This window comes from Streptomyces sp. NPDC056161 (genome assembly GCF_042268025.1).
In the GTDB taxonomy this organism is placed as follows: Bacteria; Actinomycetota; Actinomycetes; order Streptomycetales; family Streptomycetaceae; genus Streptomyces.
Genome location: NZ_JBHJUV010000001.1, coordinates 275,059 through 300,732, shown reverse-complemented (window position 1 = coordinate 300,732; position 25,674 = coordinate 275,059). Strand labels below are relative to the sequence as shown.

Below are 25,674 nucleotides of genomic sequence, written 5' to 3'. Positions count from 1 at the left end.
AGGGTCGTCTGCACGACCGCCTGCGCTGAGAACGGCCCGACCCCTCCGCCCAGCGCGCGGCCCGTACCACGCCGCCCGGGGCGGGCCGCGCGGGTGCGCACCGGAGCGGGCCGCACGGGTCGGGCCACCCGCACATCCGGAAGACGATCACGGCCATACTGGCAGGGCAGGAGTCCGGCAGTGCGGCGGGCATTCCGGCCGCGGCGCGGGAAGAGGATCGAGGAGGCAGGTCTTGCCACAGCACCGTCACGTCCGGCTGGGCGGCATCGACATGCACATCGCGGAGCAGGGCGAAGGGCCGCTCGTCCTGCTGCTGCACGGTTTTCCTGAATCGTGGTACTCCTGGCGGCACCAGATCGACGCCCTCGCCGCCGCCGGCCACCACGTGGTCGCACCGGACCAGCGCGGCTACGGAACCACCGACCGTCCCGACGGCGTCGACCAGTACTCGATCTTCCACTTGGTCGGCGATGTCGTCGCGCTCATCCGTGAACTCGGCGAGGAACAGGCCGTCGTCGTCGGGCACGACTGGGGCGCCGTCGTCGCGTGGCACACGGCGCTGCTGCGCCCCGAGATCGTGCGCGGGGTGGTCGGCATCAGCGTGCCGCCGCAGCCGCGCGGACCGCTGCCGCCGCTGACCGTCACCAAGCAGCGTTTCGGCGAGGGTTTCTACCAGAACTACTTCCAGGAGCCGGGAGTCGCGGAGGCCGGCCTGGGCGCGGACATCAGGGCCACCCTGCGGCTGGCCTACAGCGCCGTGCGCAATCCCGAGCCGACGGAAGGGTTCCTCGGCATGTTCGCCGAACCCGAGACGCTGCCGGCCTGGCTCACCGAGGAGGACCTGGCGGTCTTCGTCGAGCAGTTCACCGCGAGCGGCTTCACCGGCGGCCTGAACTGGTACCGCAACCTCGACCGCGACTGGGAGCTGACCGCCCCCTGGCAGGACGCCCCGATCACCCCGCCGTCGCTGTACATCAGTGGTGAGAAGGACGTCGTGCGCACCTTCTACGCGATGGACGACGCCGCGCGGGCGATCGTGCCGAACCTGCGGGGGATCGTCGACGTGCCTCAGTGCGGCCACTGGACCCAGCAGGAGCGACCCGAGGCGGTCACGGACGCACTGCTGGAGTTCTTGCGCGGCCTGTGAAATCCCGCCGGAGCGAAGGGAGTTGGCCCCGGGTGGCCGGGTGGCCGGGTGGCCGGGTGGCCGGGTGGCTGGGCGGCCGGGTGGCCGAAGGGGCGATGACGACACCGGTGGGCACGGTGTACGGCTTTGCCTGGGCGCCGCGCGCGTGATCGCCGAGCAGGGCGCCCCGGGCACGGGCAGGTCGGCGGTACGCGTGGCATGCCCGCGGGGTCCCTCCCACGCAGACCGGCGGGGCCGTACTACGGCATGCACGGCCCTTCCAGCCGTAGACCGGCCGACCACCTGCATACGTGTTTCCGCGGCCTCAGGTGTGTCAGGACGCTCCGACTCCGTGCAGCAGGGTGTCCACGACGACGTCGGCGGCCTGCCCGGGGCTCAGCTCCGGCAACTGCCGGGACACCAGGTGCACCAGCTGGGGCAGGAGCGCGCCCACCCATCCCTCCGGGAGCCCGGGGCGCAGTAGTCCCTCGTCGGTGGCGCGGCGCAGGAAGTCGTCGACCTCCCGGACGGACGTGTCGCGGCGTCGGCGGACGGTGTCGTCGGTGAGCATGCGGGTGAGGTCGACCGGCCAGGTGCGGTTGACGGTGATGATGTTCTCGACGTAGCGGTGCAGGGCGACGGCGACGGGTGCCTCGCGCAGCCGGGCGTCCTCGATGGCCTGTTCGATGGCTGTGAGCCGGGCTTCGTGGACGGCGGCGAGGAGGTCCTCGCGGGAGGCGAAGCGCCGGTAGACGGTGCGCCGGTCGACGCCCGCCTCGGCGGCGATGCTCGCGATGCTCGCGCCGGGATCGGCGGCGAGCATACGTGCACCGGTGGTCATGACGGCTTGCAGATTGCGTGCTGCGTCGGCTCTCACCCTGGAAGGGTAACTCAGATGATGAGGATCAGAGCATTACAGCAACCCTTATGTGTAGCTAACAAGCGCAAGTGCTACATTGATGTGGCGCCTGGATGGCGCGTTCGAGCTGACTGAAACGAAAGCACCGGAAGAGAGAAAGCACGTGATCACCTACGACCGGCTTTTCATCGGAGGTTCCTGGGTCGAGCCGAGCAACCCGGAGCTGCTCGACATCGCCTCGCCGCACGACCGGTCGGTGGTCGGTGCCGCCGCACAGGCGCAGCCGGCGGACATCGACCGCGCGGTGGCGGCGGCGCGGGCGTCGTTCGACGCCGGTGTCTGGCGCGACACACCGCCGGCCGAACGGATCGCGGTCCTGCGCCGGTTCAACACGCTGCGCGAGGAGAACGCGGAGCAGATCGCGCACCTGATCTCGCTGGAGAACGGTTCGGCGGGGTGGTTCACGCGTGCCGGACAGCCCGGCCTGACCCGCCAGGCGAACGCCTATCTGAAGGCGGCGGAGGAGTTCGGCTGGGAGGAGACGCTGGTGCCCTCCGACCCGGCGTCCCCGGTACGCAGCGTGGTGCGCCGTGAGGCGGTCGGCGTCGTGGCCGCGGTGATCCCGTGGAACTCGCCGTTCTCCTCGGCCACCTCGAAGATCATCCCTGCCCTGCTGGCGGGCAACTCCGTGGTCCTCAAGGTGTCCCCGGAGAACTCGCTGAGCATGGGCTTCCTGGCCGAGCTGGTGGAGCGGGCGGGCCTGCCCGAAGGCGTGATCAGCGTGCTGCCCGCCGACCGGGAGACCAGCGAGTACCTGGTCTCGCACAAGGACGTCGACAAGATCGCCTTCACCGGCTCGACGCGCGCCGGCCGCCGCATCGCCGCCATCGCGGGCGAGCAGCTCAAGCGGGTCAGCCTGGAACTGGGCGGCAAGTCCGCCGCCGTCATCCTGCCGGACGCCGACATCGACAAGGCCGTCGCGGGGGTGAGGTTCGGCTCACTGCTCAACAACGGCGAGTCGTGCATCGCGCAGACCCGCATCCTGGCCCCGCGTGAGCGGTACGAGGAGGTCGTGACCGCGCTGACGGAACTGGTGGAGTCGTTGAAGGTGGGCGACCCGGGCGACCCCGACACCTTCATCGGCCCGATGATCCGCCCCGACCAGCAGGAACGCGTACGCAACTACATCCAGCTCGGCATCGACGAGGGCGCCCGCCTGGTCACCGGCGGCCCGCAGATCCCCGCGGGCCTGGAACAGGGCAACTACGTCACACCCACCGTCTTCGCCGACGTCGACAACTCCATGCGTATCGCCCAGGAGGAGATCTTCGGCCCGGTCCTGGTCGTCATCGCCTACGACGGGGAGGACGACGCCGTCCGCATCGCCAACGACTCCGAGTACGGTCTCTCCGGTGGCGTCTGGTCCGCCGACGAGGAGCACGCGCTGGCCGTCGCCCGCCGCATCCGCACCGGCACCCTCACGGTCAACGGCGCCTCCGTCGCCTTCGACGGCCCCTTCGGCGGCTTCAAGGCCAGCGGTATCGGCCGGGAGTACGGCGTGGTCGGCCTCGGTACCTACACCGAGTACAAGACCATCACCGTCTGACCCGGCTCCCTTGGGCCGGCCCCCGGCCCCGTCCCCCGACCCGGCCGCCTCCGTCGCCGGCAGGGCGACGGCGACGGGGGCGCCGGTCGCGGGCGACGCCGGAGCGGTGTCCGTCAGAAGACCGCCAGCGGATTGACCGGGACGCCGGTCAGGCCGTGGATGCGCGGCGGTGCCACCGTGAGCAGGAAGGCGTAGCGGTTCGACTCCGCGCAGACAGCGGCCAGTTCCGTCAGCTCCGCGACATCGATCAGGGGCATGCCCAGCAGCGGCAGAGCGACACGGTGCAGCGGTCCGGGAACGGCGGGATCCAGCGGCGGGTGGGCGTCGCCGAGGTCGCCTGCGTACAAGGACACGCCGCGCCGGTGCATCCAGCGCACCGCGTCCAGGCTGATGCCCGGCATCGGCCTGGCGGGGTCGATGGCGTAGACCCACCCGCAGCGCACCACCAAGGCGTCCCCGGACTCCAGCCGTACGCCCTGGCGGGCCTCGGCCGCTTCGAAGTCCGCCGAGGTGATCGGGTGCCCCATGGGCAGCGGACCGTCGAAGGCCAGGTCGAGCAGGACACCCCGGGTGGCGATCCCGGCGGCGAACGCCGCCGTGGAACCGTGCAGCACGCCGGCCGGTGTCACGCTCTCCGCGAGGGGACGCCCCGGGTAGACCTGGCCGTCCACGATCTGGTGCGCCAGGGCGTCCAAGTGGGTCGAGCGCACATGGTGGTTGGCGACCAGCATCATGTCCGCTGTCGCGGGTGCGCCCCCGGTGTACTGCATCAACTGCTGGACCGGCGAGACGTCGCGGGTGGTGGGCGCGAAGGGCCCGCTGACGAGCGGTGCCGGCTGGATCGGCTGGGCCAGCGAGACCGCTCGCCCGGTACGGGCCTCCGCGGCGCCCCTGGCTCGGGCCTCCTCGGTGATCAGGTTGAGCGTGCCCAGCTCGTCGTCCGCACCCCATCGGCCCCAATTGCTGGGGAATTCTGGCTCGTTGGCCGGTCCGGTGACGTCGTTGTGCGGTTCCGTACTCATGGCGGTGAACCTACCCGAGCCGCCCCCGGCCCCCGCACCACCCGCACCACCGGGCCCGGGGCCGGGCGCCCTTCCCGTGGGTGTGCCGCGGCCCCGTCGCCCATCGCCGCCGCGGGCGGACGCCGGACACTGCCCCGCGACAGTCCCGGTCACCGACTGCCCGGGGCGGTCCGAAGCCGGCGTCAGTCCACGGACGCTTCGACGATCGAGAAGACGGTCGAGGTGGGCACCACGCCGTCGAAGGCGAACCCGGCCCGTTCCAGCAGCGTGCGGAACTCCGGCTCGGTCCGCTCCCGGCCCGGCAGCATGCCGAGCATCGTCAGGTCCACCATCTTCATCATGTGGGGCGTGTCGCCCGGCGGGATCACGCCCTCCAGCACCAGCAGGCGGGCGCCCGGGTTCGCGGCCTTCCGGATCGACTCCAGGATGCGTACGGCGGAGTCGTCGTCCCAGTCGTGCAGGACGAAGCTGAGCACGTAGACGTCGGCCGTCGGCACCGACTCGAAGAAGTCACCCGCCGTGAACGTGATCCGGTCGTCCAGGCCCCGTTCCGCGAGGTGTGCGGTGGCCGCCGGCTCGACCGGCGCAAGATCAAGGATGACGCCCGTACGCTCCGGCCGCTCCGCGATCAGTTGCACCAGCACCGAACCGTCGGCGCCGCCGATGTCCGCCACGACCCGGCCGGGCGGGAGGTCGTACCCGTCGAACACGCCCTCCCGCAGAGCACCGGTCACGTTCGCCATGGCGCGGGTCATGAGCGCCGACCGCTCCTGGTCCTCGGACAGCCACTCGAAGAACGGCTTGCCGAAGTACTGCGTCGCCCCCGGCACGCCGGACCTGACCGTCTCCAGCAGACCGCCGAACGGGCCGTAGTGCGTCTCCATCCACAGCTCGGCCGCGCCCGCCAGCGATGCCGGGTGGTCGCGGGACAGCAGCGCGCCCAGCGGCGTGGTGGCCACCAGATCACCCTCGCTGCGGAACACGCCGACCATGGTCAGCGTGCTGATCAGCCGACCGAGCGGGTCCGCCGACACACCGCTGTACTCCGCGAGGTCGGCGACGGTGCGGGGGCCGTCGTCCAGCAGGGTGCAGACATCCAGCTTCGCGACGACGTACAGCGCCTGCGAGACCTGGAAGCCTCCGAGCAACTGCGTCATCACGACGCCGGGCGGTGGGGTGGGTGCGGACATGCGCGGTCGGTCCTTCCGGGGAGAACGGTTACGCGTCCACCCTCGCAGCGGCCGGTTCCCGTACCGTTCACGTCCGATAGACGGCCAGTTCCCCGCTGATCGCCGCCGCCCTCGGGTCGTCGGTCTCCGCCGCCACCGCGAGCGCCCGCCGATAGGCGGCGTCGGCCAGGTCGTGCCGCCCCGCGTCGCGGTGCACGTCGCCCAGTGCGCGCAGCGCGACCACGGCGTGGGCGTGGGCGCCGAGCCGGAGGTAGCTGTCCGCCGAGCGGGTGAAGCTCCGCTCCGCCGCCTCGTGATCGCCGAGCCCGGCCTGCGCGCTGCCGAGCGTGTGCAAGGCGTCGGCCAGCGAGTACGGCCCGAGCTGGTCGCCGAGCGCGAGCGCCGCCTCGGCGTGTTCGAGCGCGGGGCCGAAACGGCCGAGCCGGACCTGGGACCAGCTCACCGCGTTGAGCGCCCAGGCCCGGTGCCTCGCCTCGGAGGCGAGTGGATACATGTCCAACAGGTCCTGCGCCAGCCTGAGTTGGGTCTCGTGCTCGACGGCGCGGTCCAGAACCCAGATCTCGAAGCGGTACGTCTCGGCCAGGAACTCCTTCGCCCCCGCCGCCTCGAACGCCCCGGCCGCCTGCCGTAGCCGCTCACGGGCGGTGGAGTACCGGCCCATGTTCGACTCCACGAGCGCCAGCCCCCGCAGGGAGTGCGCCTCGGCGAGCCCGTCCCCCAGGCGCCGCGCCGCCGCCAACCCGAGTTGCTGGGACGTCTGGAGGTGATGCCAGAGGCCGTGCCGGCTGAAGAAGTCGCGCAGCGCCCAGGCCAGCCGCCACGAGTGTTCGTCGAACCCGTCGCGGTGGGCGAGGTCGTGCGCGGCCAGCAGCGTCGGGTGCTCGTCGACGAACCACAAGGCGGCGTTCGGCGAGGGTGCCGAGACCACCACGCCCGGCAGCGCCGGCGGGAGCGCGATCCTCGGCCGGGCCGTGAAGACGGTCGCCATCGCCTGCTCCGCGGTGTGCAGGTGGTGGTCGAGCAGCCGGTGCACAGCCTTCCGGCGCTCCTGGTCGCCGGACCACGGCAGCTCGGAGGCGAATGCGCGGACCAGGTCGTGCGCGGCGAACCGGCCCGGTCGGTGCTCGACCAGCAGCGCCGCCTCGACCAGCGCGCGCAGCAGCGCTCGGGTCTGCGGCTCGGGCAGTGCCAGCATGCTCGCCGTCGCCGCGACGGTCACGTCCGGGCCGGGGTGCGCGCCGAGGACACGCAGCGCGTCCGCGGCCGCCGGTTCGAGCGCGCGGTACGACCAGGAAAGAACCGCGCGCACATCATCGGCACCGCCGAAGGCGTCCAGCGTGCCGTGCGCGTCGTGCAGTTCGGCGGCGATCGCGGACAGCGGCAGGTGCTCCTGTGCCACGGCCCGTGCGGCGACCACGGCCAGCGCCAGCGGCAGGCCACCGGTACCGGCGACGATCTCGCGGGCGGCGACCGGCTCGGCGCGCGCGCGGTCCGTACCGACCCGCGCCGCGAGCAGCGTCAGCGCCTCCTCGTCCTCCGGCGGTCGCAGCGCCAGCAGTCGGGCGCCGACGCGGGTGAGCAGCGTCGGGAGGGTCCCCCGGCTGGTGATGACGACCAGGCCGGGCCCGGCGCCGGGGAGCAGATCGCGCACCTGGTCGGCCCCGGCGGCGTTGTCCAGCAGGATCAGCAGCCTCCGCCCGGTGGTCAGCGTGCGGAACAGCCCGGCGCGGACCGCGGGATCGTCGGGCACGTCGGGGGGCGCGACCCCGAGTGCCTGGAGGAACCGGTCGAGGATCTCCCCGGGCGGCGTCGGTTCCCGTCCTGGGCCGAATCCGTGCAGGTCCGCGTAGAGGTGGCCGTCGGCGAACCGCTCGGCGATCCGGTGCGCACCGTGCAGCGCGAGCGTGGTCTTGCCGACCCCGGCCATCCCGGAGATCACCACGACGCCGCCGTCCGGCAGAGCCTCCATCCGCTCCAGTTCCTTCGCCCGACCGACGAACGCCGCGCTCGGGGCGGGAAGGTGCGCCGGTACGGAGGGGACGATGGGGGCGGGCGGCTGTGCCGGTACGGAGGGGGCGGCCGGGCCGGGCAGCAGCGTCTCGTCGGCGCGCAGGATCCGGCCGTACAACTCCTGCAACCGGGGATCCGGGTCCACCCCCAGGTCGTCGCGGAGCAGCTTCCGGCACTCCTGATAGGAGGCGATCGCGTCTGCCTGGCGGCCACACCGGTACAGCGCCGTCATCAGCAGCAGCCGCAGGTGCTCGTCCAGCGGATGGGCGTCCGCCAGCGACCGCAGTTCCGGCAGGATCCGCTGCTCGCGGCCCAGTTCGAGGTCGATCTCCAGCCGGCTGCGCAGCGCCGTCAGGTGCTGTCCGTCGAGCACCGGCCGGTGCCGGTCCGCGCCGGGGCCGGTCACGCCGGTCAGCGCGGGCCCACGCCACAGCGCCAGCGCCTCGCGCAGCCGGCCCCCGGCGGTGTCGAGGTCACCGGCGGCGCGCGCCCGGTCCGCCGCGTGGACGGCGAGGGAGAAGTCGTCCGCGTCGAGCATCCCGGGGGCGAGCGTGAGCGCGTAACCCCGCCGGGACGATGCGATGGCCGGCTCGCCGCCGAGCAGGCGGCGCAGATGGTGCACGTACTTGCGGATGACCGCGACGGCGCTGGCCGGTGCCTCCCCGTCCCAGATGTCGGCGGCCAGCGTGGTCGCCGACAGGGGTACGCCGCGGGCCAGCACCAGCGCGGCGAACAGGGCACGCTGCTGTGGTGGTCCGAGCGGCACCTCGGCCCCGTCACGCCGTACGGCGAACGGCCCGAGCACCTCCACCCGGATCATCCGGCACCTCCCTCGGCCCGCGGCATGCGCACATTCTCGTCCACCGCCGGATGATCCATGTGCGCGGGCAACGCGCGGCCCCGCTCCGACTCGACGGCGTTGGTCATAGGGTCTGTTGCGAGAGTGGATCAAGGCATTCGGGTGTGTATCGAAAGTCCTGCCCGGCACGCCCGCTGCCGCGTCGGGCTGTTCGAGTACGCCCAGTACGAGGGCGGCCCTCCGCCGTGCGACGTAGGTCCGCCGCCGGATGTGGCAGGGCGCCGCGCGCCATAACCTCCCCGCATGACGGCAGTTGACTCTCAGCCCAGCGGTCCCCGTGGCGCGGAGCAGCGCAAGCGTGAGGCGCTTGAACGGCTCGCGCGGGACAACGACGTATGGGTCGCCACGGCCGACGCCACCGGCGAGCCGTGCCTCGTTCCGCTGGCCTTCTGGTGGGACGGCGAGGCGGTGTGGCTGTCCACCCGCGACACCAACCCGACCGGGCGCAACCTGTGCTCCTCGGGCCGGGTCCGGCTCAGCTTCGGCCATACCCGGGACGTGGTCCTGATCCACGGCACCACGCGCATGCTGACCCGCGAGGAGCTTCCGGCCGAGGTCGGCGACGCCTTCGCCGCCAAGGACGGCTGGGACCCTCGCGAGGACCACCCCTCGTACGTGTTCTTCCAGGTCACCCCGCACGTGCTGCAAGCGTGGGGAACCGTTTCCGAGATGGCCGGACGGACCCTGATGCGCGACGGGAAGTGGCTGGTCTAGACGACCGCCATCAGCGGCATGCGGACCGCCGGGGGCAGCGGTGGGATGACCGGCTCGGCCCGCATGCCCTGGATCAGCAGCGCGGCGAAGCGGCGCGAGGCGGCCACCGCGGTGGCGGGGGAGGCGGTCCGGATGCCCCCGTTCGCCATGAACACCATGACCAGGTCGTCCAGGACGAACTCCGGGCGCAGCTTGCCCGTCGCCTTGGCCCGGCGGGCGAGTTCGGCGACCTTGCCCAGCGTCTGTTCCCGGGCCGCGGCGAAGTCGATCGCGCGGGGGAAGGCCGAGAGGAACGCCGCGGTGAAGCCCCGGTCCCGCGCGTGCATCTCACACACCCTCTCGATCACCCGGCAGAAGCCGTGCCAAGGGTCCGGATCGGCCAGCCCCTCGTCGACGAGGGCGGCGCAGACCGCCATCTGTTCGGAGAACACCTCGGTGACCAGCGCCGCCTTGGTGGGGAAGTGCCGGTAGAGGGTTGCGGGGCCGACCTCGGCACGCCGCGCGACCTCGCGCATCGCCACGTCCAACCCCTGCTCGGCGAAGATCGCGCGGGCGACACCGAGGATGCGCTCGCGGTTGTCCCGGGCGTCGGAACGCAGGGAGTGCGGCTCATGGTTCGTCACCGTTCTCACTGTAGCCAAACGGACGGGGTGTTCCGATGGCGTCCGATGCCATACAGGTACTCGGGGTCCGGTGCCGTATGGGTACGCGGCGTCCGGTGCCGTGTGGGCACTTGGCGTCCGGCGCCGGTGGTCGCTGTGGTCGTGCTCCGGGTCGGCACCGGCGGGTGGCGGCCTCGTCCCGCGGTCGCCCGCGGGACCGGTTCCCGGTTCAGGGCGTCACGATGCCGTGCAGGAGCAGGTCGATGAGACGGGAGGCCAGCTCACGCTGTTCCTCGCTGGCGGCCATGAGGCTGATCCCGCCGAGGCCCATCAGCACGTCCTGGGCATCGACCCCTGAGCGCGCAACGGACTGGTCCGCCAGAGCCGTGAGCAGATGGGTGATGGCGTCGGCGAGCAGCGCCCGGGTGTGCAGTCTCTCGCTGTCGTCGGTCAGCACCACGGCCAGCGCGTCGGCCATGCCCTGCTTGGCGGCCATGAAGTCGATGAACTGCTCCATCCAGGTCCGCAGCGCGTCCACCGGCGGCAACGTCGTCGTGAGGTGCGGTGCCACCTCGCACAGACGCTGCACTTCCTGCCGGTAGACCGCCTCGATCAGCAGTTCTTTGGACGGGAACCGGCGGTAGAGCGTGCCGACGCCGACGCCGGCCACGCGGGCGATGTCCTTGACCGAGGCACCCGCCCCCTCGCGGGCGAAGGCGGCCGCCGCCGCCTCCAGCAGTCGGTCCTCGTTGCGTTGCGCGTCGGCGCGCAGCGGCCTGCGGTGCCGCGCTGCGCCCCCCTCGTGGCCGGTCACCCGTACTCCCTTTCCCTCCGCACTTGCAAGCGGAACCGGTTCCGCTTACTGTCGAACCGGAACCAGTTCCGGATAGCAGCGTACGGCGGGCCCGTGCCCGCGTGCCACGGGCCACGCGGCGCACCGCCCCGATTCCGCCGCGCCCCGATTCCACCGCCTTCATGTCCACCACTTCCACCGCCCGCACGGAGAACCACATGGCTGACGACCTCATCACGACCCCCTTCGGTGCGCGGACGACCGCCGTCGAGGTGCTGGCCGGCATCGACCTCAGCGGCAGCCGTGCCGTCGTCACCGGGGGAGCGTCCGGCATCGGACGCGAAACCGCGCGTGTCCTGGCCACCGCCGGCGCCGAAGTCGTCATCGGCGTCCGCGACCTGGCCGTAGGCGCGCGGGCCGCCGAGGAGATCGCCCCGGCGGGCGGTCCGGGATCGGTGCGCGCCGCGCTGCTCGACCTCGCCGACCGGACCTCGGTAAGCGCCTTCGTGGCGGCATGGCGGGGGCCGCTGCACATCCTGGTCCTCAACGCCGGCGTGATGGCCTCGCCACTGGAGCGGACGGAGGAGGGCTGGGAGATGCAGTTCGCCACCAACCACCTCGGCCACTTCGCCCTCGCCACCGGCCTGCACGGCGCCCTGGCGGCGGCCCACGGCGCGCGCGTGGTCGCCGTCAGCTCGGTCGGCCACGTCAACGGCGACGTGTTCTTCGACGACATCAACTTCGAACAGCGTCCCTACGATCCATGGGCGGCCTACAGCCAGTCCAAGACCGCCAACGTCCTGTTCGCCGTCGAGGCCGCCCGTCGTTGGGCGCCCGACCTGATCGCCGTCAACGCGCTCAACCCCGGCCGGATCACCAGCACCCGCCTCGGCCGCCACATCGCGGACATCTCCGACAGCCCGGCCTCCTTCGACCCCACCAGCACCGACGTGTCCTGGAAGAACATCGAGCAGGGCGCCGCGACCTCGGTCCTGCTCGCCGCCTCCCCGCTGGTGGAGGGCGTGACCGGACGGTACTTCGAGGACTGCGACGAGGCCGGCCCGCACCGGCCCGGTGTGCGCCGGGGAGTGGCCGCCCACGCCGTGGACCCGCACAACGCGGGCCGCCTGTGGCAGATCTCCCTCGACCTGCTCGCCGGCGCCGCGGGCTCCGCGGCCGACGAAGCGGCGGCTGTCGAGCTTTGACCGGGCGGCGCCGGGGCCGCCCGTCCATGAGATGCCCGGCGTGGCAACGAGGTGAGAGTCCGCCCCCGCCCAGGTGGCGCAGGAGCCACTCACCCGCCGTACCGCCGCCCACCCGCCGTACCGCCCTACCGCCGGACGGCCTGCTCAGGATTCTGGACGAGACGGATGCCAACGAGGCACTGACCACCGGCCCGTCGATCACCCGGGTCCGGTGTGGAGGCGCGGCCCGGTGATCGACAGGGTGCCGCCGAACTGGGCGAGAGGGGACACGGCCGCGTCGGTGAAGGTGATCGTGCGGGTGGCGGCGGCCTGGTGCGCCAGCCAGGTGGGTACGGCGTCGGGGGTGATGGCGACGGTGCGGTCCGCGGGGAGCGGGGCGCCGCCGAGGGCCGTGACCCTGCCGGACAGCTTGCGGACGTAGAGGGTCACCACGCCGTCGTTGCCGGGGCCCGTGAGCGTGGACGTGGTTCCGGGTCCCGCCGACAGCCGCAGCGCCGTGCGTCCGCCGTCCGTGGCCAGATCGAGGGCGGCGGCGTCCACCGAGCGCGCGGTGAACTTCAGTACCCGGACGGACCCGGCTGTGGTGCGCACGGTGACCACGCCGTGGAAGTGGAGCGAGCGGAGGACGAGCCGGTCGGCGCGCAGGACCCACGAGGTGTTCGCGGGGCGGGCGGGCAGCCGGTCGAGGGGCGCGGGGGAGGGCGTCGCCGAGGGCTCGGTGGTGGCCGGCCGGGTGTTCGCGGAGGTGTGTGCGGAGGTGTGCGCAGTGGGTGCGGACGGCCGGCCGGGGCCGGGGAGGAGCGGCGAGGCAGGGTCCGGGACGGTGCTCGTGGCGGACGGTGTGGCGTCCGGCTCCGGTGGTGCGGTGGGAATGGGGCGCGGGAGGAGGCTCGGCAGCGTCATGGGTCTGTCGGTGTCGCCACGGGGGGAGAAGGGGTCGGCCGGTCCGGGGGTGGGGAAGTGCAGGGCCAGGGGTACGACGGCCACGGCGAGCGCGCACGCGAGGGGCCGGGGCCGGGGCGAGCCTGTGGACCGCGTGCTGTGGTGGTCAGTCGCCACGTCGGGAATCTCCCGTGGGAACGGCCTTGGAGGCGCGGTTGGTCGTTGCTGTCGTTGCTGTCGTTGCTGTCGTAGGTGTCGTAGGTGTCGTAGGTGTCGTAGGTGTCGTAGGTGTCGTGGGTGTCGTGGGTCCGGTGGGGTCGGGCGGGATCCAGGAGCAGGCGAGGGAGCCGCCGAGCAGGCCGAAGGCCAGCCCGAGGAAGAGGCCACCGAAGTTCGCGACGGGAAAGGAGACGAGGGTGAGCAGGAGGGTGGCGATCCCGGCGAACACGCGCAGGTGCCGGCGGTACCAGAGGGTGAGGCCCTGGGTGATGAGCAGCATCCCGATGATCAGGGATCCGGCTCCGGAGGTGGTCGACAGGGCCAGCGGGATCCCGGCCAGGTCGAGGTGCGCGTAGGGCCAGTACAGGATGGGCAGCCCCGCCAGCAAGGTGAAGAGACCGGCCCAGAAGGGACGTTCACCGCGCCAGGTTCTGAACCTGTACCGGGCGTGTGCCGCTGTGCCGTGCGGTCGGGGGTGCCTGCGGAAGTAGCTGGTGATCACGTGTCGTCCTGATCAGCGGTGCGGTCTGCGCCGGGGGCCGTGCACGGCGGGTGCGGGAGTCCGGTCGGGGCGTTCGGCGGACGGGGGTCAGAAACATGCGTGGTCGCCCTGCGTGATCTCCACACGCAGGCCGGGAACGTTGAACGTGCCGGCGGAGACCGCGACGGCGGTCACCCGTACGTCGGTCAGGGAGACGGAATCGGCCTGCTGCCCGAAGCCGCTGGGGTCGAAGAAGCGCGAGTCGCGGTCGCCCGGGTCGATCGGCCCCTTGGTGATCTCTCCCTGTGCGATGCCGATGTCGACGCCCTTGAAGTTCGCCTGCCCGGCTGCCTCGAAGGTCGCGTCGAGGAACATGTTCGACGCTTCGGCCGGACGGTCGTTGCCGCCGGTGACCTTCAGTGTGTGCGAGCCCAGGCCCGGGATGTCGATCGGTACGGATTCGCACAGCCCGCCGATGGTGGCGTGCCGGGCTCCGGTGACCAGGACCGGCACCTTCTCGCCCTTCTTGGCCACGTCCACCATGCCGTAGATGCTCAATCCGCGGGCGGTCAGTGTGTCCGCGGTGACCTGGAACCTCTGGCCGGAGATGAGGAAGGAGGCGGCGAGCACGCCCTGGGCCATGGCGATGCCGAGGGTGGCGCAGACCGCGACGGCGGGCACGAGGATGGTCGCGAAGCGCCGCCAACGGGTTCTGCCGACGTGGTGCGGCATCCCGTCTCCTTCGTTGGAAATGAGCCCGTCCGGATCCCCTGTGAGAGGGACATGTTTCTGTTGTCCGGTACGGATCCTAGGCTTCCGTGTGGGTCAACCGGCTGCATGTCAGGACCGCCGTGCGGGTGATGCAACTTCTACTGGGCCTTTCGGGGGACAGCCGGTGCCGGGCCGTTCGAGTGGTGCGAGGCCGGGTGTCGGTCAGGGCGGCGGGGCGGGCGGTTCGTGACGGTTGTCCGCGCCCGCCGTCGTCGTACCCGCCCGGTCGGCGATCCAGGCCCGCGCGTCCTCCAACGCCCGGTCCAGGGGGTCGAACACGGCGCCCTCGGCGGGGACGACTCCGCCCGGACTCAGGTCCCCGTCGATGCCGGTCATCCGCAGCACGCGGCCGAGGCCGGGTGTGACGCCCGCGAGGATCAGCCGTCCGCCAAGGAAGCGGGCCTGGCGGGCCGCTTGCGCGCAGTACAGCAGCAGGGAGAGGACCGCGCCGAGCACGATGGCCTGCTGGAGGGGGAGTTGCGTGGTGGCCAGGAAGGTCAGCACCATCGCCGCGCAGGACAGCGCCGGGGTGCGCAGCACCAGCAGGATGTCGTGCCGCTTGCCCCGGATCAGCTCGCCGCCCACCAGCAGGATCAACCCGGCGGCGAAGCAGTCGTCGCACCGGCGCCCGGCCCGGCGGCCCGTCGGTCCGGGCGCCGGGTGGCCGGCGCCCCGCCGAGCAGTCGGCTCACGGGGTGACGATGGCGAAGTCCGGGTCCGCGGTGCCGAGGTGACCGAGGAGTTCGGTGAGTCTGCCGGGGTCACCGGAGATCTTGACGGTGTCCCGGCCCGCCAGGTCGGCCGGGCCGACCGTGCCGAGCAGGACGGCCCGCAGGTCGCTCTCGGCGAGGGTGACCTCGATGTCCGGGTCGGCCGCAGCGGGCCCGGTGCCGGTGACGTGGGTGAGGACGCCGTTGTGCAGCCGCTGGGTGTGCTGCTCGCCGTCGGTCAGGTTCCAGCGGACGGTGATGTCCGCGTCCCAGCTGCGCGGGCCGTCCACCCGGATGGCCAGGGCGTCGAAGAGTTGGTCCAGGGAGAGGGCTGCCACCACGTCGGGCGAGGCGGTGACGGTGGGCGTGCCGACCGAGCCGTGACGCAGTTCGTGGGCGCCCATGAGGAAGAAGTTCCGCCAGGTGCCGTTCTCACTGCCGTATCCGAGCTGTTCGAGCGCGTCGGCCTGCAAGGTGCGGGCCTCGGCGTTGCCGGGGTCGGCGAACACCACGTGGTCGACGACCTGGGCCACCCAGCGGAAGTCACCGTCCTCGAAGGACCGGCGGGCGCGGCGCAGGACTTCGTCCGCGCCGCCCATGAACTCGACGTACCGCTGCGCCGATTCGACCGGCGGGTGCTCCCACAGATGTGCCGGGTTGCCGTCGAACCAGCCCAGGTAGCGCTGGTAGACCGCCTTGGTGTTGTGGCTGACGGAGCCGTAGTAGCCGTGGGTGTGCCACGCCCGCTCCAGCGCCGGGGGCAGTCGCATCTGCTCGGCGATCTCCAGACCGGTCAGGCCCTGGTTGAGCATGCGCAGGGTCTGGTCGTGGAGGTAGGCGTACAGGTCGCGCTGCTCGCTCAGGAACTCGATGACGTGTTCGCGGCCGAAGGTGGGCCAGTGGTGCGAGGCGAACGCCACGTCACTCGATCCCGCGAAGAGATCGATGGCCTCGGTGAGGTAGCGCGCCCAGACCCGGGGGTCGCGGACCTCCGCGCCCCGCAGGGTGAGCAGGTTGTGCAGGTTGTGGGTGGCGTTCTCCGCCATGCACAGCGCGGCCCGGTCGGGGAAGTGGATGTTCATCTCCGCGGGTGCCTCGGTGCCGGGGGTCAGCTGGAAGACCATCCGGACTCCGTCGACGGTCTCCGTCTGCCCGGTATGGGTGATGTCCACGGTCGGCGGGATCAGCCCGACCGCACCGGTCGAGGTCGTCTGTCCCAGGCCCGCACCGACCTGCCCGCGCCCGCCCTTCGGCAGCGCCGCGCCGTACATGTAGGCGGCGCGGCGGCTCATGGCCGTACCCGCGTAGACGTTCTCGCTGACCGCGTGCTCCAGGAACCCGTGCGGCGCGAACACCGGCACGCCGCCCGCGACCTCCGCGTCGGTGACGACACCGCGTACCCCGCCGAAGTGGTCGGCGTGGCTGTGGGTGTAGAGCACGGCGCTCACCGGGCGGTCGCCGCGGTGGGAGCGGTACAGGGCCAGCGCCGCGGCCGCGGTCTCGGCGCACAGCAGCGTATCGATCACCAGGATGCCGCGGTCGCCCTCGACGATCGTCATGTTCGACAGGTCGAAGCCGCGCACCTGGTAGATGCCCTCGGCCACCTCGAACAGGCCGTGGTCGGAGCAGAGCCGGCTCTGCCGCCACAGGCTCGGATTGGCCGTGTCCGGGCAGTCCTTGCCGAGGAACCCGTAGGCGTCGAGGTCCCACACCGCACGCCCGTCGCGGTCCCGGATCACGCTTTCCTCCGCCGTGCCGAGGAAACCTCGCCGCGCGTCCTTGAGGTCCTGGGTGTCGTCGAAGGCGAACCGCTGTCGCACCGCCGCGTTGGCCCCGGAGATCTGCTGCTCGGCGGGCTTGGCGTCAAGGGTCTGGGACATCGGGATCTCCCTGCGGGCGGCGTGCGAGGACCGGCGAAACCGGCGGTCACGGACACCCACCACCCTTGACCGGCTTCGCCGGCGGCACGATCGGGCGGACGCCATTCGGGTAGCCGGCGGTGACCGGCCGGTCCGCGGCGGAAGCGCCGGTGACCGGCCGGTCCGCGGCGGAGGCGCCCGCGGCCGGACCTCATACCGGCTGGAAACCGCTCCGCGGTCGCTGGACGACGTGGACCAGGGGAGCGAGCGTGGGTTCGGCCGCCGCCTGGCGGAGGGCGTCGCGCAGGGCGGTGTTGTGGGTGGGGCGGGCCTCCTCCAGCAGGCGCAGGCCGGCGTCGGTGACGTCGGTGTAGATGCCGCGGCGGTCGGTGGGGCACAGGTAGCGCGCGAGCAGGCCGCGTTCCTCCAGCCGGGTCACCAGCCGGGTGGTGGCGCTCTGGCTGAGGACGACGGAGTCGGCGACCTGCCGCATCTGCAGATGCCCGCCCTCGCCGTCGTGCTGGCGGCTGAGCACGTCCAGCAGCGAGTACTCGCGCGCACTCAGCCGGTGTGCGCTCTGCAACGCGCGTTCGACGCTGCTCTCGATGCGTCCGTGCAGCAGTGAGAGCGCGGACCAGCTGTGCGCCAGCGCGGTCAACGCGGGGTCGGTGGCGGTCATGAACAGCTCCCTGGGTCCGGTCGTACGAGCGGAGGCCCCGGCCGGAGCTTGCCGCCGTACCACAATCACTCTCATCACTATACCCGCGTTTGCAATAGACGGCGCATGCAACTATTGTCCATGCGTGTAAGGCGCTCACGCATCTTCCCCTCCCGCATGTCAAAGGACCCTCGTCATGCCGCTCGCACTGCTGGCCCTCGCCATGGGGGCCTTCGGAATCGGCACCACGGAATTCGTGATCATGGGGTTGCTGCCCCAGGTCGGCGCGGACCTCGGCGTGTCCGTACCGACGGCCGGTTTCCTGGTCACCGGCTACGCCCTCGGCGTCATGTTCGGCGCACCGATCATGACCGTCCTCGGGACCAGGATCTCCCGCAAGAACATGCTCATGCTGCTCATGGGCCTGTTCATCCTCGGCAACCTCATCTCGGCCGTCGCCCCGGTCTTCGCCGTCATGCTGATCGGCCGCGTGGTGGCCGCACTGGCCCATGGCGCCTTCTTCGGCATCGGCTCCGTCGTCGCCGCCGAACTGGTGGCGCCGGAGAAGAAGGCCGGTGCCATCTCCCTGATGTTCACCGGTCTGACCGTGGCCAATGTCGTCGGCGTGCCCCTCGGCACGTTCGTCGGCCAGAGCGCCGGCTGGCGCGTGACCTTCCTGATCGTCGCGGGCCTCGGTGTCCTCGGCCTGGCCGGCGTCGCCAAGCTCGTCCCCGACGTGCCCAAGCCGCAGGGCGTGCACCTGCGGCACGAGGTAGCCGCCTTCAGGAACGTCCAGGTCGTTCTGGCCATGGCCATGACGGTCCTCGGCTTCGGAGGCGTGTTCGCCGCCATCACCTACATCGCGCCGATGATGACCGAGGTCAGCGGCTTCGCGGAATCCTCCGTCACCTGGCTGCTGGTGGTCTTCGGGCTGGGCATGGTGGCGGGCAACCTCGCCGGCGGCCGTTTCGCCGACCGCAAGCTCATGCCCATGCTCTACACCGCGCTGGGCGGCCTGGCGCTGGTCCTGCTGCTGTTCACCTTCCTGGCCTCCGGCAAGGCCGCTTCCGTGGTGGCTGTCTTCCTCATCGGCGCCTTCGGCTTCGCCACCGTGCCGCCGTTGCAGAAGCGCGTCCTGGACCACGCCCACGGCGCGCCGACGCTGGCCTCGGCGGCCAACATCGGTGCCTTCAACCTGGGCAACGCCCTGTCCGCCTGGCTCGGCGGCCTGGTGATCTCCGCCGGCCTCGGCTACGCCGCGCCCAATGCCGTCGGGGCCGTCCTGGCCGCCGCCGCGCTGGTCCTGGCGGTCCTCTCGCACCGACTTGAGCTGCGGAGCCCCGGCGCCACCGGGGATTCGGCCCCGGCGGGCCCCGACCGCGCTGCGGTTTCCGCCCGCGCTGCGGTTTCCGGCCACGGCAGGCCCGGCACCCATGCCGATCCCGCCGCGGCTTCCGATCGGCGCGTCGCTTCCGTCCCGGTTTCCGGCGGTGGCGTCGCTTCGGCCCCGGTTATCGACGGTGGCGTCGCCTCCGCCACGACCGGAGTCATCCGCTCCTGATCACCCGTACCGGCTCTCCCGTCTCACCCTCCCCTCTCGCCTTTCTCCCCGCTCTCTCCGCTCTCTCCGACCGACCTGCCCGCGGACCGTCGGTGGCCTGCTCCGGAAGCTTCCGCTCAGGCCCCCGTCCAGGCCCTCGTTCAGGCCCCCAGTAACCGCACCACCGAATTCGAAGAAGGACCCCTGATGACTTCCGTACCGAACGTGACGCTCAACAACGGCGTGACCATGCCGCAGCTGGGCTTCGGCGTCTTCCAGGTCCCCGACGAGGAGACCACCGCCGCGGTCGCCGCCGCCCTGGAGGCCGGCTACCGCAGCATCGACACCGCCGCGATCTACGGCAACGAACGCGGCGTCGGCAAGGCCATCGCCGCCGCCGGCCTGCCCCGCGAGGAACTGTTCGTCACGACCAAGCTGTGGAACGCCGACCAGGGACACGACCGGACCCTGGCCGCGTTCGACGCCTCCCTGGACAAGCTCGGCCTCGACCACGTCGACCTCTACCTCATCCACTGGCCCACCCCGGCCCGCGACTTGTACGTGGAGACCTACCAGGCCCTGGAGGAGATCCTGGCCGATGGGCGGGCCCGCGCCATCGGCGTCTCGAACTTCCAGGTCCCGCACCTCCAGCGGCTCCTGGACCACACCGGTATCACCCCGGCGGTCAACCAGGTGGAGCTGCACCCCGGCCTTCAGCAGACCGCGCTGCGCGCCTTCCACGCCGAGCACGGCATCGCCACCGAGGCATGGAGCCCCCTGGCCCAGGGCGCGGTGCTCGGGGACGAGGCGATCGTGCGAATCGCCGCGGCGCATGGCGTAACCCCGGCGCAGGTCGTCCTGCGCTGGCACCTGCAGAGCGGCAACATTGTGATCCCGAAATCCGTCACCCCCGACCGCATCCGGCAGAACCTCGACGTCTTCGGCTTCGGCCTCACCGACGCCGAGATGACCGCCCTCACGGGCCTCGACCGGGGTCTGCGCACGGGCCCCGACCCCGACACCCTCAACTGACGACCGCCCCGGAGCGCCGGTACCGAGACAGCCGCTCCTCGCCTCGACGACGGGAACGCCTCATGCAGATCGATCTCTCCGGCCGTACTGCCCTGGTCACCGGTTCCACCCAGGGCATCGGCCTGGCCATCGCCGACGGCCTGGCCCGCGCGGGCGCCCGCGTCGTCGTCAACGGCCGCGGTGAGGAGCGCGTCGCGGAGGCCGTCCGCACCGTACGGGCCGAGTCCGGCAGCGACGACGTCACCGGCGCCGTGGGCGACCTGGCGACCGAGCGGGGCGCCGCCGCCGTACTGGAGGTGGTGCCCACGGTCGACATCCTCGTCAACAACCTCGGTATCTTCGGCGCCGCCATGCCACTGGAGATCGACGACGACGAATGGCGCCGCTACTTCGAAGTCAACGTGCTCTCCGCCGTCCGGCTCATCCGTGCCTACCTGCCCGCGATGAAGGAGCGGGGCTGGGGGCGTGTCCTCAACCTCGCCAGCGACTCGGCCGTGGCCATCCCCGCCGAGATGATCCACTACGGCATGACGAAGACGTCCCTGCTCGCCGTCAGCCGCGGGTTCGCCAAGGACGCCGCGGGCACCGGCGTCACCGTCAACTCCGTCATCGCCGGACCGACCCACACCGGCGGGGTCGAAGGTTTCGTCCGCGAACTCGTCGGTGACGAACTGCCCTGGGACGCGGCGCAGCACGAGTTCATGGTCAAGTACCGCCCGCAGTCCCTGCTGCAACGCCTCATCGAGCCGGAGGAGATCGCCAACCTGGTCGTCTACCTCGCCTCGCCCCACGCCTCGGCCACCACCGGCGGCGCCGTGCGCGCCGACGGCGGCTACGTCGATTCCATCCTGCCCTGAGCCCGGCGCCGCCCGATCCCGGGCCGGCGGTCACCAGCCACCAGCCACCAGCAACCAGCCACCCACCGGTCACCGGTCCCGGTCCCTGTTTCCTCCCTTCTCGCGGACTGCGGCACTTGCGGACGGCGGCACTTGCAGACTGTGGCACTTGCAGACTGTGGCTCCGGTGGCCGGTGGCCGGTGGCTCTCGCGGACGGTGGCGCCGAGCTGTTCACCATCACGTACGAAAGGGGGCTCCTGATGAGCCTCGAACACCTGCTGCCCGGCCCGCTGGGCTTCGGCACCGCCCCCATGGGCAACATGTTCCGCGCCATCCCCGAGGACGAGGCGCAGGCCACCCTGCGGGCCGCCTGGGACCAGGGCATCCGCTACTACGACACCGCCCCGTTCTACGGCGCCGGACTGGCCGAGATCCGGCTCGGCGAGATGCTGTCCCGGCAGCCGCGGGACTCCTTCGTCCTGTCCACGAAGGTCGGCCGTGTCGTCCACGACGAGGTGGAGGACCCCGCCACCCGCGACCTGGGCGAGAAGGGCGGCCTGTTCGAGCACGGCCGTCCCAACAGGATGACGGACGACTACAGCGCCGACGCCACCAACCGCTCCATCGAGGACAGCCTCCGGCGGCTGGACACCGACCGGCTGGACATCGTCTGGGTGCACGACATCGCCCAGGACTTCCACGGCGACCACTGGCTCGCCCAGTTCGAGACCGCCCGCACCGGCGCCTTCCGGGTCCTGGACGACCTGCGCGACCAGGGTGTGATCAAGGCGTGGGGGCTGGGCGTCAACCGAGTGGAGCCCGTCGAGCTGACCCTCGCCCTGGACGAGCCGCGCCCCGACGGGTTCCTCCTGGCCGGCCGCTACACCCTGCTCGACCATCACCGGGCGTTGCAGCGGCTGCTGCCCGCGGCGGTGGAACAAGGCGTCGACATGGTCGTCGGGGGCCCCTACAGTTCCGGGGTCCTGGTCGGCGGCACCCACTTCGAGTACCAGCCGGCCCCCGCGCACATCCTGGAGACCGTCCGGCGCATCCGGGAACTGGCCGAACGGTACGGCGTGTCCGTCAAGGCCGCCGCGCTTCAGTTCTCCCTCGCCCACCCGGCCGCCGTGGCCGCGATCCCCGGCGCCACCCGTCCCTCCCGCATCGCCGAGGACCTCGCGGCCCTGCGCGAGGAGATCCCCGTCGCCTTCTGGCACGACCTGCGGGAGGCCGGCCTGGTCGACCCGGCCGCCCCGCTGCCGGCCGGCGCCTGACCCGCACCCCACAAGACACAAGAACCCCAGCCCGACGCACGAAGGACCCGTCCATGGCATCCACTTCCGTCAGCCGCGTCGTCCCAGCCTCCCCCGATGAGGTCTGGAACCTGATCGGCGGCTTCCACTCCCTGCCCGACTGGCTGCCCTTCATCCAGGAGAGCGTTTCCGAGCAGGGTGGCCGCGCACGCCGACTGACCAGCGCCGACGGCGAAGTGATCATCGAGCAGATGACGGCGTACGACCTGCTGGAGCGCTCCTACAGCTACACCTTCCTGCGGACGCCGTTCCCCGTCACCGGCTACGAGGCCACCCTCCGCGTCCACGCCTTGCCGGGCAGGCCGGAGGCGGCCGAGGTCCAGTGGAGCGGACGCTTCGTTCCCGACGGCGTGACCGACGAGGAGGTCGAAGCCCTGTTCACCGGCATCTACCGGGACGGCCTCGACGCCCTGACCGCGGCGATCGAGCGGCGGTGAACGGCCTGTGACGGGGTCCGGCCGGACGTCCGACCGGACCCCGTCACCCTTGCGGTGAGTGGAGAACCGGGGCCGTTCGCAGGAGCTGATTCTCCGCGCGAGACCGCTCCGCCCCGTGGCGTGGTCAGCCCGGCACTCGAATGCGTCGATGCGTCGATGCGTCAATGCGTCGAAGAATCCTTCATCCATGATGCGGTATGTACAATGCAAGGATGCTTCGGCCTCTCCGTTCGTGCAGGAAAGTCTGCACGAACGAGTAGGCAAGGCGTACACCGAGCTCATGGAAGGCTGGATCACTGTGATGAAGCAGACGGACCATGAGTTGATCCTCAAGGCGCTTGAGGCCGAACCCGGCCTGAGCTTTCACCTGAGGCGGGCGGAGCAGGCGCTGGTGGCCCGCCGAGCCGAACTCTCCCGTGACCTCGGTCTGACCGTCCCGCAGTGCAAGACGCTCAGCTACCTCCTGGGTGGCGTGGAGAAGTCGCCCACGCAGTTGTCCCGTGAGGCGCTGGTCACCTCGCAGACGATGAACAGCATGATCAAGAAGCTGGAGTCGATGGGGCTGGTGGAGCGCAGGATCTCTCCGCAGCACGGACGCGTGGTCCTCGTCTCCCTCACCGAGGAGGGTGCCGAGCTGGCGGAACGCGCGGCGCGCTTCGCCGTGGGCATCGAGGAAAGTCTCCGCGAGCGGCTGTCGGATCTGGACTATCAGATGCTCGTGCGGCTGCTCGACCGGGTGGCGGAGATCGCGCCCGCCACCACGGTCGACGGAAGCGCCGACTGACCGGCGGACGCGTCAGGCCGGTCGTACGCCGGCCACGGCGGCGCGGTGGCTTGTCCAGCGCGCCGCCTTCTTGCTGAAGGCAGCACCCGACGGGTACGGACCGTCGGGCAGTCACTCGTACGTGAACCCCGCTCCCCCGCACTCGCGACACCGCGCTGGACTTGATCCGCCACGGCTGGTCGGCGCCGCCGTCCACGACCAGGCTCGCCACGACGCGGGACCGTCGAGGCTCTGATCGTCCAGCGGTGGCGCCGCGCACCTCGCTCCGCCCGAAACCCGGCCATCGCCTCAAGTCACCGGCAGTGAGGCGAGTCGCGTATTGAGCAGTTCATCAATGATGAAGAAGTCTTGCCCGAAGGGGAGTTATTCATTTTCTTTGCAGGCGATAAAAGGGTAGATGTCCGCAAATATCCACATCGAGTGATACGTGTCACATCCTGTGCTGAGCTTTTGATGTGCAGCCCCTTGTAGAGTCCTTGTGCTATGAAGCACTCATCACAGATGAAGAACTCTTCATCACGCCAGAGCCCGGCATGGCTCACCCTGCTCGTCGTCTCCGTGGGGGTGTTCCTGCTCCCCGTGGCGCTCACGGGCGCCGGCGTCGCACTGCCGGACATCTCCTCGGACCTCCACCCCAGCTCCCAGTCCCTACAGTGGGTGATCAGCGGCTACAACCTCAGCTTCGCCTCACTGATGCTGGCCTTCGGGGCGCTGGCCGACAAGTTCGGCCGACGGCGGGTCTTCCAGGCAGGTGTCGCGCTGTTCACGGCCTCCGCCATCGTCTGCGTCCTGGCCAACTCGATCATTCTGCTCGACATCGCCCGCGTCACGGGTGGCCTGGGAGCGGGAGCGACCCTGACCGCCGGCTCCACCCTCATCGCCTCGCGCTTCGAAGGAGCCCAACGGGCGCGTGCCTTCGCCGTCTTCGGCACCGCTCTGGGAGCCGGGCTGGCCTTCGGCCCCCTCATCTCCGGCGGCATGCTCTCCGCGATGAACTGGCGCGGAGTCTTCGCCATACCCGCCGTACTCGGACTCGTCGTCACGTTCCTCACCCCCTTCCTGATGGAATCGCGCAACCCCCACGCCAAGCGGCTGGACCTGGTCGGCACCGTGACCTTCACCGGCGGTCTGTTCCTGCTGATCTTCGCCCTGATCGAAGCACCCGCCTTCGGCTGGGGATCCGGCCCGGTCATCGGTTCCCTGATCGGCTGTGTGCTGCTCCTCACGACGTTCTACTTCGCCGAGAAGCACCAGAAGAACCCGATGTTCGACCTCGCCCTGCTACGCAACTCCCGCTTCACCGGCATCACCATCACGGCCGTCGCGCTGGCCTTCACTCTCCTGCCGCTGCTCGTCCTGCTCCCGACCTACTTCAGCGCGGTCGAGGGCTACGGCGCCCTGCACGCCGGCGCCATCCTCGTCCTGTTCACCGCGCCCACCCTGGTCGTCCCTCTCCTGGCCGCCCAACTGGGACGGTGGTTCTCGGTTCGGACCCAGCTCACCACCGCCATGGTCTTCGTAGCCGGCGGAATGGCCTGGCTGACCACCATCGAGCCGCACATCGGTATCGGTGCCCTCGCCGGACCGCTGCTCCTCACCGGCGTCGGCTACGGCATCACCCTGGCCATCCTCGACGGCGCCGCGGTCTCCACCGTGGAACTCAACCGGGCCGGCATGGCCGCCGGCATGTTCAACGCCATGCGCCTCACCGGCGACACCGCCGCCGCGGCCGTCGGTGGATCCCTCCTGATCTCGGTCACCTCCTCCCAGCTCGCCGGCAAGGTCGACAACCCCGAGGCCGTCACCGACGCCCTCAACGGCGGCTCGCACACCACCTCCGCGACGGCGGCCGACGCCTTCACCACGGCCCTGCACGTCGTCATCTGGATCAGTGCCGGCTTCGCCCTCGTCACCGTCCCGATCCTCCTCAGGGCACTGCGCCCCGAAAAGAGCCGCATCGTGGCACGGAGCACACCGGCAGAAGCACACTCCCAACCGCACTCCGACGCAAGGCACTGAAGCCCCGAAGCCGAGCGCACGCCGAAGCCGAAGCCGAAGCCGAAGCGGAAGCCGAAGTCCGAGCCTGGCCCGTGGTCTTGGCTCGGCTTGCGGCCGGACCTGCCGGGTCCTTCGCCGCCGCCACCGAGCACATCCAGGCGGCCGAG

The 25,674-nt window shown here is 71.3% G+C and carries 22 protein-coding genes and 1 pseudogene; 11 read left to right on the top strand and 12 right to left on the bottom strand.

Annotated elements, in window-relative coordinates:
* Positions 1 to 232 precede the first annotated feature (232 nt).
* Complete coding sequence (locus ACFC09_RS01360; RefSeq protein ID WP_376522571.1) at positions 233 to 1,147, top strand: alpha/beta fold hydrolase; 915 nt, start codon at positions 233 to 235, stop codon at positions 1,145 to 1,147.
* 313 nt (positions 1,148 to 1,460) lie between these two features.
* Here the strand turns inward: ACFC09_RS01360 and ACFC09_RS01355 are convergent, their stop codons facing one another.
* Positions 1,461 to 1,949 carry a TetR/AcrR family transcriptional regulator gene (locus ACFC09_RS01355; protein WP_376522822.1) on the bottom strand — a complete coding sequence of 163 codons (489 nt, stop codon included), beginning with the start codon at positions 1,947 to 1,949 and terminating at the stop codon, positions 1,461 to 1,463.
* Between the two features lie 199 nt (positions 1,950 to 2,148).
* On the opposite strand from ACFC09_RS01355, the gene ACFC09_RS01350 reads away from it, so the two are divergent.
* Positions 2,149 to 3,591, top strand: a complete 1,443-nt coding sequence (locus tag ACFC09_RS01350; RefSeq protein WP_376522570.1) for an aldehyde dehydrogenase — start codon at positions 2,149 to 2,151, stop codon at positions 3,589 to 3,591.
* A 113-nt stretch (positions 3,592 to 3,704) separates the two neighbouring features.
* Here ACFC09_RS01350 and ACFC09_RS01345 read toward each other — a convergent pair whose 3' ends face one another.
* The 3 genes from ACFC09_RS01345 to ACFC09_RS01335 form a co-directional block, all read right to left on the bottom strand.
* Positions 3,705 to 4,613 carry a cyclase family protein gene (locus ACFC09_RS01345; RefSeq protein WP_376522568.1) on the bottom strand — a complete coding sequence of 303 codons (909 nt, stop codon included), beginning with the start codon at positions 4,611 to 4,613 and terminating at the stop codon, positions 3,705 to 3,707.
* Positions 4,614 to 4,795: 182 nt separating this feature from the next.
* Positions 4,796 to 5,803: a methyltransferase gene (locus ACFC09_RS01340; protein WP_376522566.1), complete on the bottom strand. Its 1,008-nt coding sequence runs from the start codon at positions 5,801 to 5,803 to the stop codon at positions 4,796 to 4,798.
* Positions 5,804 to 5,870: 67 nt separating this feature from the next.
* Positions 5,871 to 8,633: a BTAD domain-containing putative transcriptional regulator gene (locus ACFC09_RS01335; protein ID WP_376522565.1), complete on the bottom strand. Its 2,763-nt coding sequence runs from the start codon at positions 8,631 to 8,633 to the stop codon at positions 5,871 to 5,873.
* Positions 8,634 to 8,915: 282 nt separating this feature from the next.
* Here ACFC09_RS01335 and ACFC09_RS01330 point away from each other — a divergent pair, with 282 nt between their 5' ends.
* Positions 8,916 to 9,386, top strand: a complete 471-nt coding sequence (locus ACFC09_RS01330) for a pyridoxamine 5'-phosphate oxidase family protein (RefSeq protein ID WP_376522563.1) — start codon at positions 8,916 to 8,918, stop codon at positions 9,384 to 9,386.
* On the opposite strand, the gene ACFC09_RS01325 is transcribed toward ACFC09_RS01330, so the two are convergent.
* Together ACFC09_RS01325 and ACFC09_RS01320 are read right to left on the bottom strand one after the other, a co-directional pair.
* Positions 9,383 to 10,009: a TetR/AcrR family transcriptional regulator gene (locus ACFC09_RS01325; protein WP_376522561.1), complete on the bottom strand. Its 627-nt coding sequence runs from the start codon at positions 10,007 to 10,009 to the stop codon at positions 9,383 to 9,385. The genes ACFC09_RS01330 and ACFC09_RS01325 overlap by 4 nt on opposite strands.
* Positions 10,010 to 10,217: 208 nt before the next feature.
* Positions 10,218 to 10,802: a TetR/AcrR family transcriptional regulator gene (locus ACFC09_RS01320; protein WP_376522559.1), complete on the bottom strand. Its 585-nt coding sequence runs from the start codon at positions 10,800 to 10,802 to the stop codon at positions 10,218 to 10,220.
* A gap of 197 nt (positions 10,803 to 10,999) precedes the next feature.
* On the opposite strand from ACFC09_RS01320, the gene ACFC09_RS01315 reads away from it, so the two are divergent.
* Positions 11,000 to 11,986 (top strand): SDR family NAD(P)-dependent oxidoreductase, encoded by a 987-nt coding sequence (locus ACFC09_RS01315; protein WP_376522557.1) that lies wholly within the window; start codon positions 11,000 to 11,002, stop codon positions 11,984 to 11,986.
* A gap of 198 nt (positions 11,987 to 12,184) precedes the next feature.
* Here the strand turns inward: ACFC09_RS01315 and ACFC09_RS01310 are convergent, their stop codons facing one another.
* From ACFC09_RS01310 to ACFC09_RS01285, 6 genes are all read right to left on the bottom strand, one after another.
* Complete coding sequence (locus ACFC09_RS01310; RefSeq protein WP_376522555.1) at positions 12,185 to 13,045, bottom strand: hypothetical protein; 861 nt, start codon at positions 13,043 to 13,045, stop codon at positions 12,185 to 12,187.
* The gene (locus tag ACFC09_RS01305) at positions 13,035 to 13,589 is read right to left on the bottom strand and encodes a DUF6114 domain-containing protein (RefSeq protein WP_376522553.1); all 555 of its coding nucleotides are present in this window, start codon (positions 13,587 to 13,589) and stop codon (positions 13,035 to 13,037) included. Before ACFC09_RS01305 ends, ACFC09_RS01310 begins: the two co-directional genes overlap by 11 nt.
* A gap of 87 nt (positions 13,590 to 13,676) precedes the next feature.
* Positions 13,677 to 14,300, bottom strand: a complete 624-nt coding sequence (locus tag ACFC09_RS01300) for a DUF6230 family protein (RefSeq protein WP_376522552.1) — start codon at positions 14,298 to 14,300, stop codon at positions 13,677 to 13,679.
* A 201-nt stretch (positions 14,301 to 14,501) separates the two neighbouring features.
* Entirely contained in the window at positions 14,502 to 14,936 is a 435-nt protein-coding gene (locus tag ACFC09_RS01295; RefSeq protein ID WP_376522550.1) for a hypothetical protein, read from the bottom strand.
* A 91-nt stretch (positions 14,937 to 15,027) separates the two neighbouring features.
* Positions 15,028 to 16,929 (bottom strand): alkyl/aryl-sulfatase, encoded by a 1,902-nt coding sequence (locus ACFC09_RS01290; RefSeq protein WP_376522548.1) that lies wholly within the window; start codon positions 16,927 to 16,929, stop codon positions 15,028 to 15,030.
* 190 nt (positions 16,930 to 17,119) lie between these two features.
* Positions 17,120 to 17,587 (bottom strand): MarR family winged helix-turn-helix transcriptional regulator, encoded by a 468-nt coding sequence (locus ACFC09_RS01285; RefSeq protein WP_376522546.1) that lies wholly within the window; start codon positions 17,585 to 17,587, stop codon positions 17,120 to 17,122.
* 175 nt (positions 17,588 to 17,762) lie between these two features.
* Between ACFC09_RS01285 and ACFC09_RS01280 the strand changes: the two are divergent.
* The 7 genes and pseudogenes from ACFC09_RS01280 to ACFC09_RS01250 form a co-directional block, all read left to right on the top strand.
* Positions 17,763 to 18,944 (top strand): annotated as a pseudogene (locus tag ACFC09_RS01280) (MFS transporter); the annotation flags it as partial.
* A gap of 369 nt (positions 18,945 to 19,313) precedes the next feature.
* The gene (locus tag ACFC09_RS01275; protein WP_376522544.1) at positions 19,314 to 20,138 is read left to right on the top strand and encodes an aldo/keto reductase; all 825 of its coding nucleotides are present in this window, start codon (positions 19,314 to 19,316) and stop codon (positions 20,136 to 20,138) included.
* A 62-nt stretch (positions 20,139 to 20,200) separates the two neighbouring features.
* Entirely contained in the window at positions 20,201 to 20,995 is a 795-nt protein-coding gene (locus ACFC09_RS01270) for an SDR family NAD(P)-dependent oxidoreductase (protein ID WP_376522542.1), read from the top strand.
* Positions 20,996 to 21,235: 240 nt separating this feature from the next.
* Complete coding sequence (locus ACFC09_RS01265; RefSeq protein ID WP_376522540.1) at positions 21,236 to 22,249, top strand: aldo/keto reductase; 1,014 nt, start codon at positions 21,236 to 21,238, stop codon at positions 22,247 to 22,249.
* A gap of 53 nt (positions 22,250 to 22,302) precedes the next feature.
* Positions 22,303 to 22,725 (top strand): SRPBCC family protein, encoded by a 423-nt coding sequence (locus ACFC09_RS01260; protein WP_376522539.1) that lies wholly within the window; start codon positions 22,303 to 22,305, stop codon positions 22,723 to 22,725.
* A 280-nt stretch (positions 22,726 to 23,005) separates the two neighbouring features.
* The gene (locus tag ACFC09_RS01255; RefSeq protein WP_376522538.1) at positions 23,006 to 23,509 is read left to right on the top strand and encodes a MarR family winged helix-turn-helix transcriptional regulator; all 504 of its coding nucleotides are present in this window, start codon (positions 23,006 to 23,008) and stop codon (positions 23,507 to 23,509) included.
* Between the two features lie 501 nt (positions 23,510 to 24,010).
* Entirely contained in the window at positions 24,011 to 25,528 is a 1,518-nt protein-coding gene (locus ACFC09_RS01250) for an MFS transporter (protein WP_376522536.1), read from the top strand.
* The last annotated feature ends 146 nt before the right edge of the window (positions 25,529 to 25,674 follow it).

Bases quoted from the DNA above. Each gene is read 5' to 3' on its own strand.
- ACFC09_RS01355 (WP_376522822.1), bottom strand. From the start codon at position 1,949: ATGCTCGCCGCCGATCCCGGCGCGAGCATCGCGAGCATCGCCGCCGAG.
- ACFC09_RS01345 (WP_376522568.1), bottom strand. From the start codon at position 4,613: ATGAGTACGGAACCGCACAACGACGTCACCGGACCGGCCAACGAGCCA.
- ACFC09_RS01340 (WP_376522566.1), bottom strand. From the start codon at position 5,803: ATGTCCGCACCCACCCCACCGCCCGGCGTCGTGATGACGCAGTTGCTC.
- ACFC09_RS01335 (WP_376522565.1), bottom strand. From the start codon at position 8,633: ATGATCCGGGTGGAGGTGCTCGGGCCGTTCGCCGTACGGCGTGACGGG.
- ACFC09_RS01330 (WP_376522563.1), top strand. From the start codon at position 8,916: ATGACGGCAGTTGACTCTCAGCCCAGCGGTCCCCGTGGCGCGGAGCAG.
- ACFC09_RS01315 (WP_376522557.1), top strand. From the start codon at position 11,000: ATGGCTGACGACCTCATCACGACCCCCTTCGGTGCGCGGACGACCGCC.
- ACFC09_RS01300 (WP_376522552.1), bottom strand. From the start codon at position 14,300: ATGCCGCACCACGTCGGCAGAACCCGTTGGCGGCGCTTCGCGACCATC.
- ACFC09_RS01290 (WP_376522548.1), bottom strand. From the start codon at position 16,929: ATGTCCCAGACCCTTGACGCCAAGCCCGCCGAGCAGCAGATCTCCGGG.
- ACFC09_RS01285 (WP_376522546.1), bottom strand. From the start codon at position 17,587: ATGACCGCCACCGACCCCGCGTTGACCGCGCTGGCGCACAGCTGGTCC.
- ACFC09_RS01275 (WP_376522544.1), top strand. From the start codon at position 19,314: ATGACTTCCGTACCGAACGTGACGCTCAACAACGGCGTGACCATGCCG.
- ACFC09_RS01270 (WP_376522542.1), top strand. From the start codon at position 20,201: ATGCAGATCGATCTCTCCGGCCGTACTGCCCTGGTCACCGGTTCCACC.
- ACFC09_RS01265 (WP_376522540.1), top strand. From the start codon at position 21,236: ATGAGCCTCGAACACCTGCTGCCCGGCCCGCTGGGCTTCGGCACCGCC.
- ACFC09_RS01260 (WP_376522539.1), top strand. From the start codon at position 22,303: ATGGCATCCACTTCCGTCAGCCGCGTCGTCCCAGCCTCCCCCGATGAG.
- ACFC09_RS01255 (WP_376522538.1), top strand. From the start codon at position 23,006: ATGGAAGGCTGGATCACTGTGATGAAGCAGACGGACCATGAGTTGATC.
- ACFC09_RS01250 (WP_376522536.1), top strand. From the start codon at position 24,011: ATGAAGAACTCTTCATCACGCCAGAGCCCGGCATGGCTCACCCTGCTC.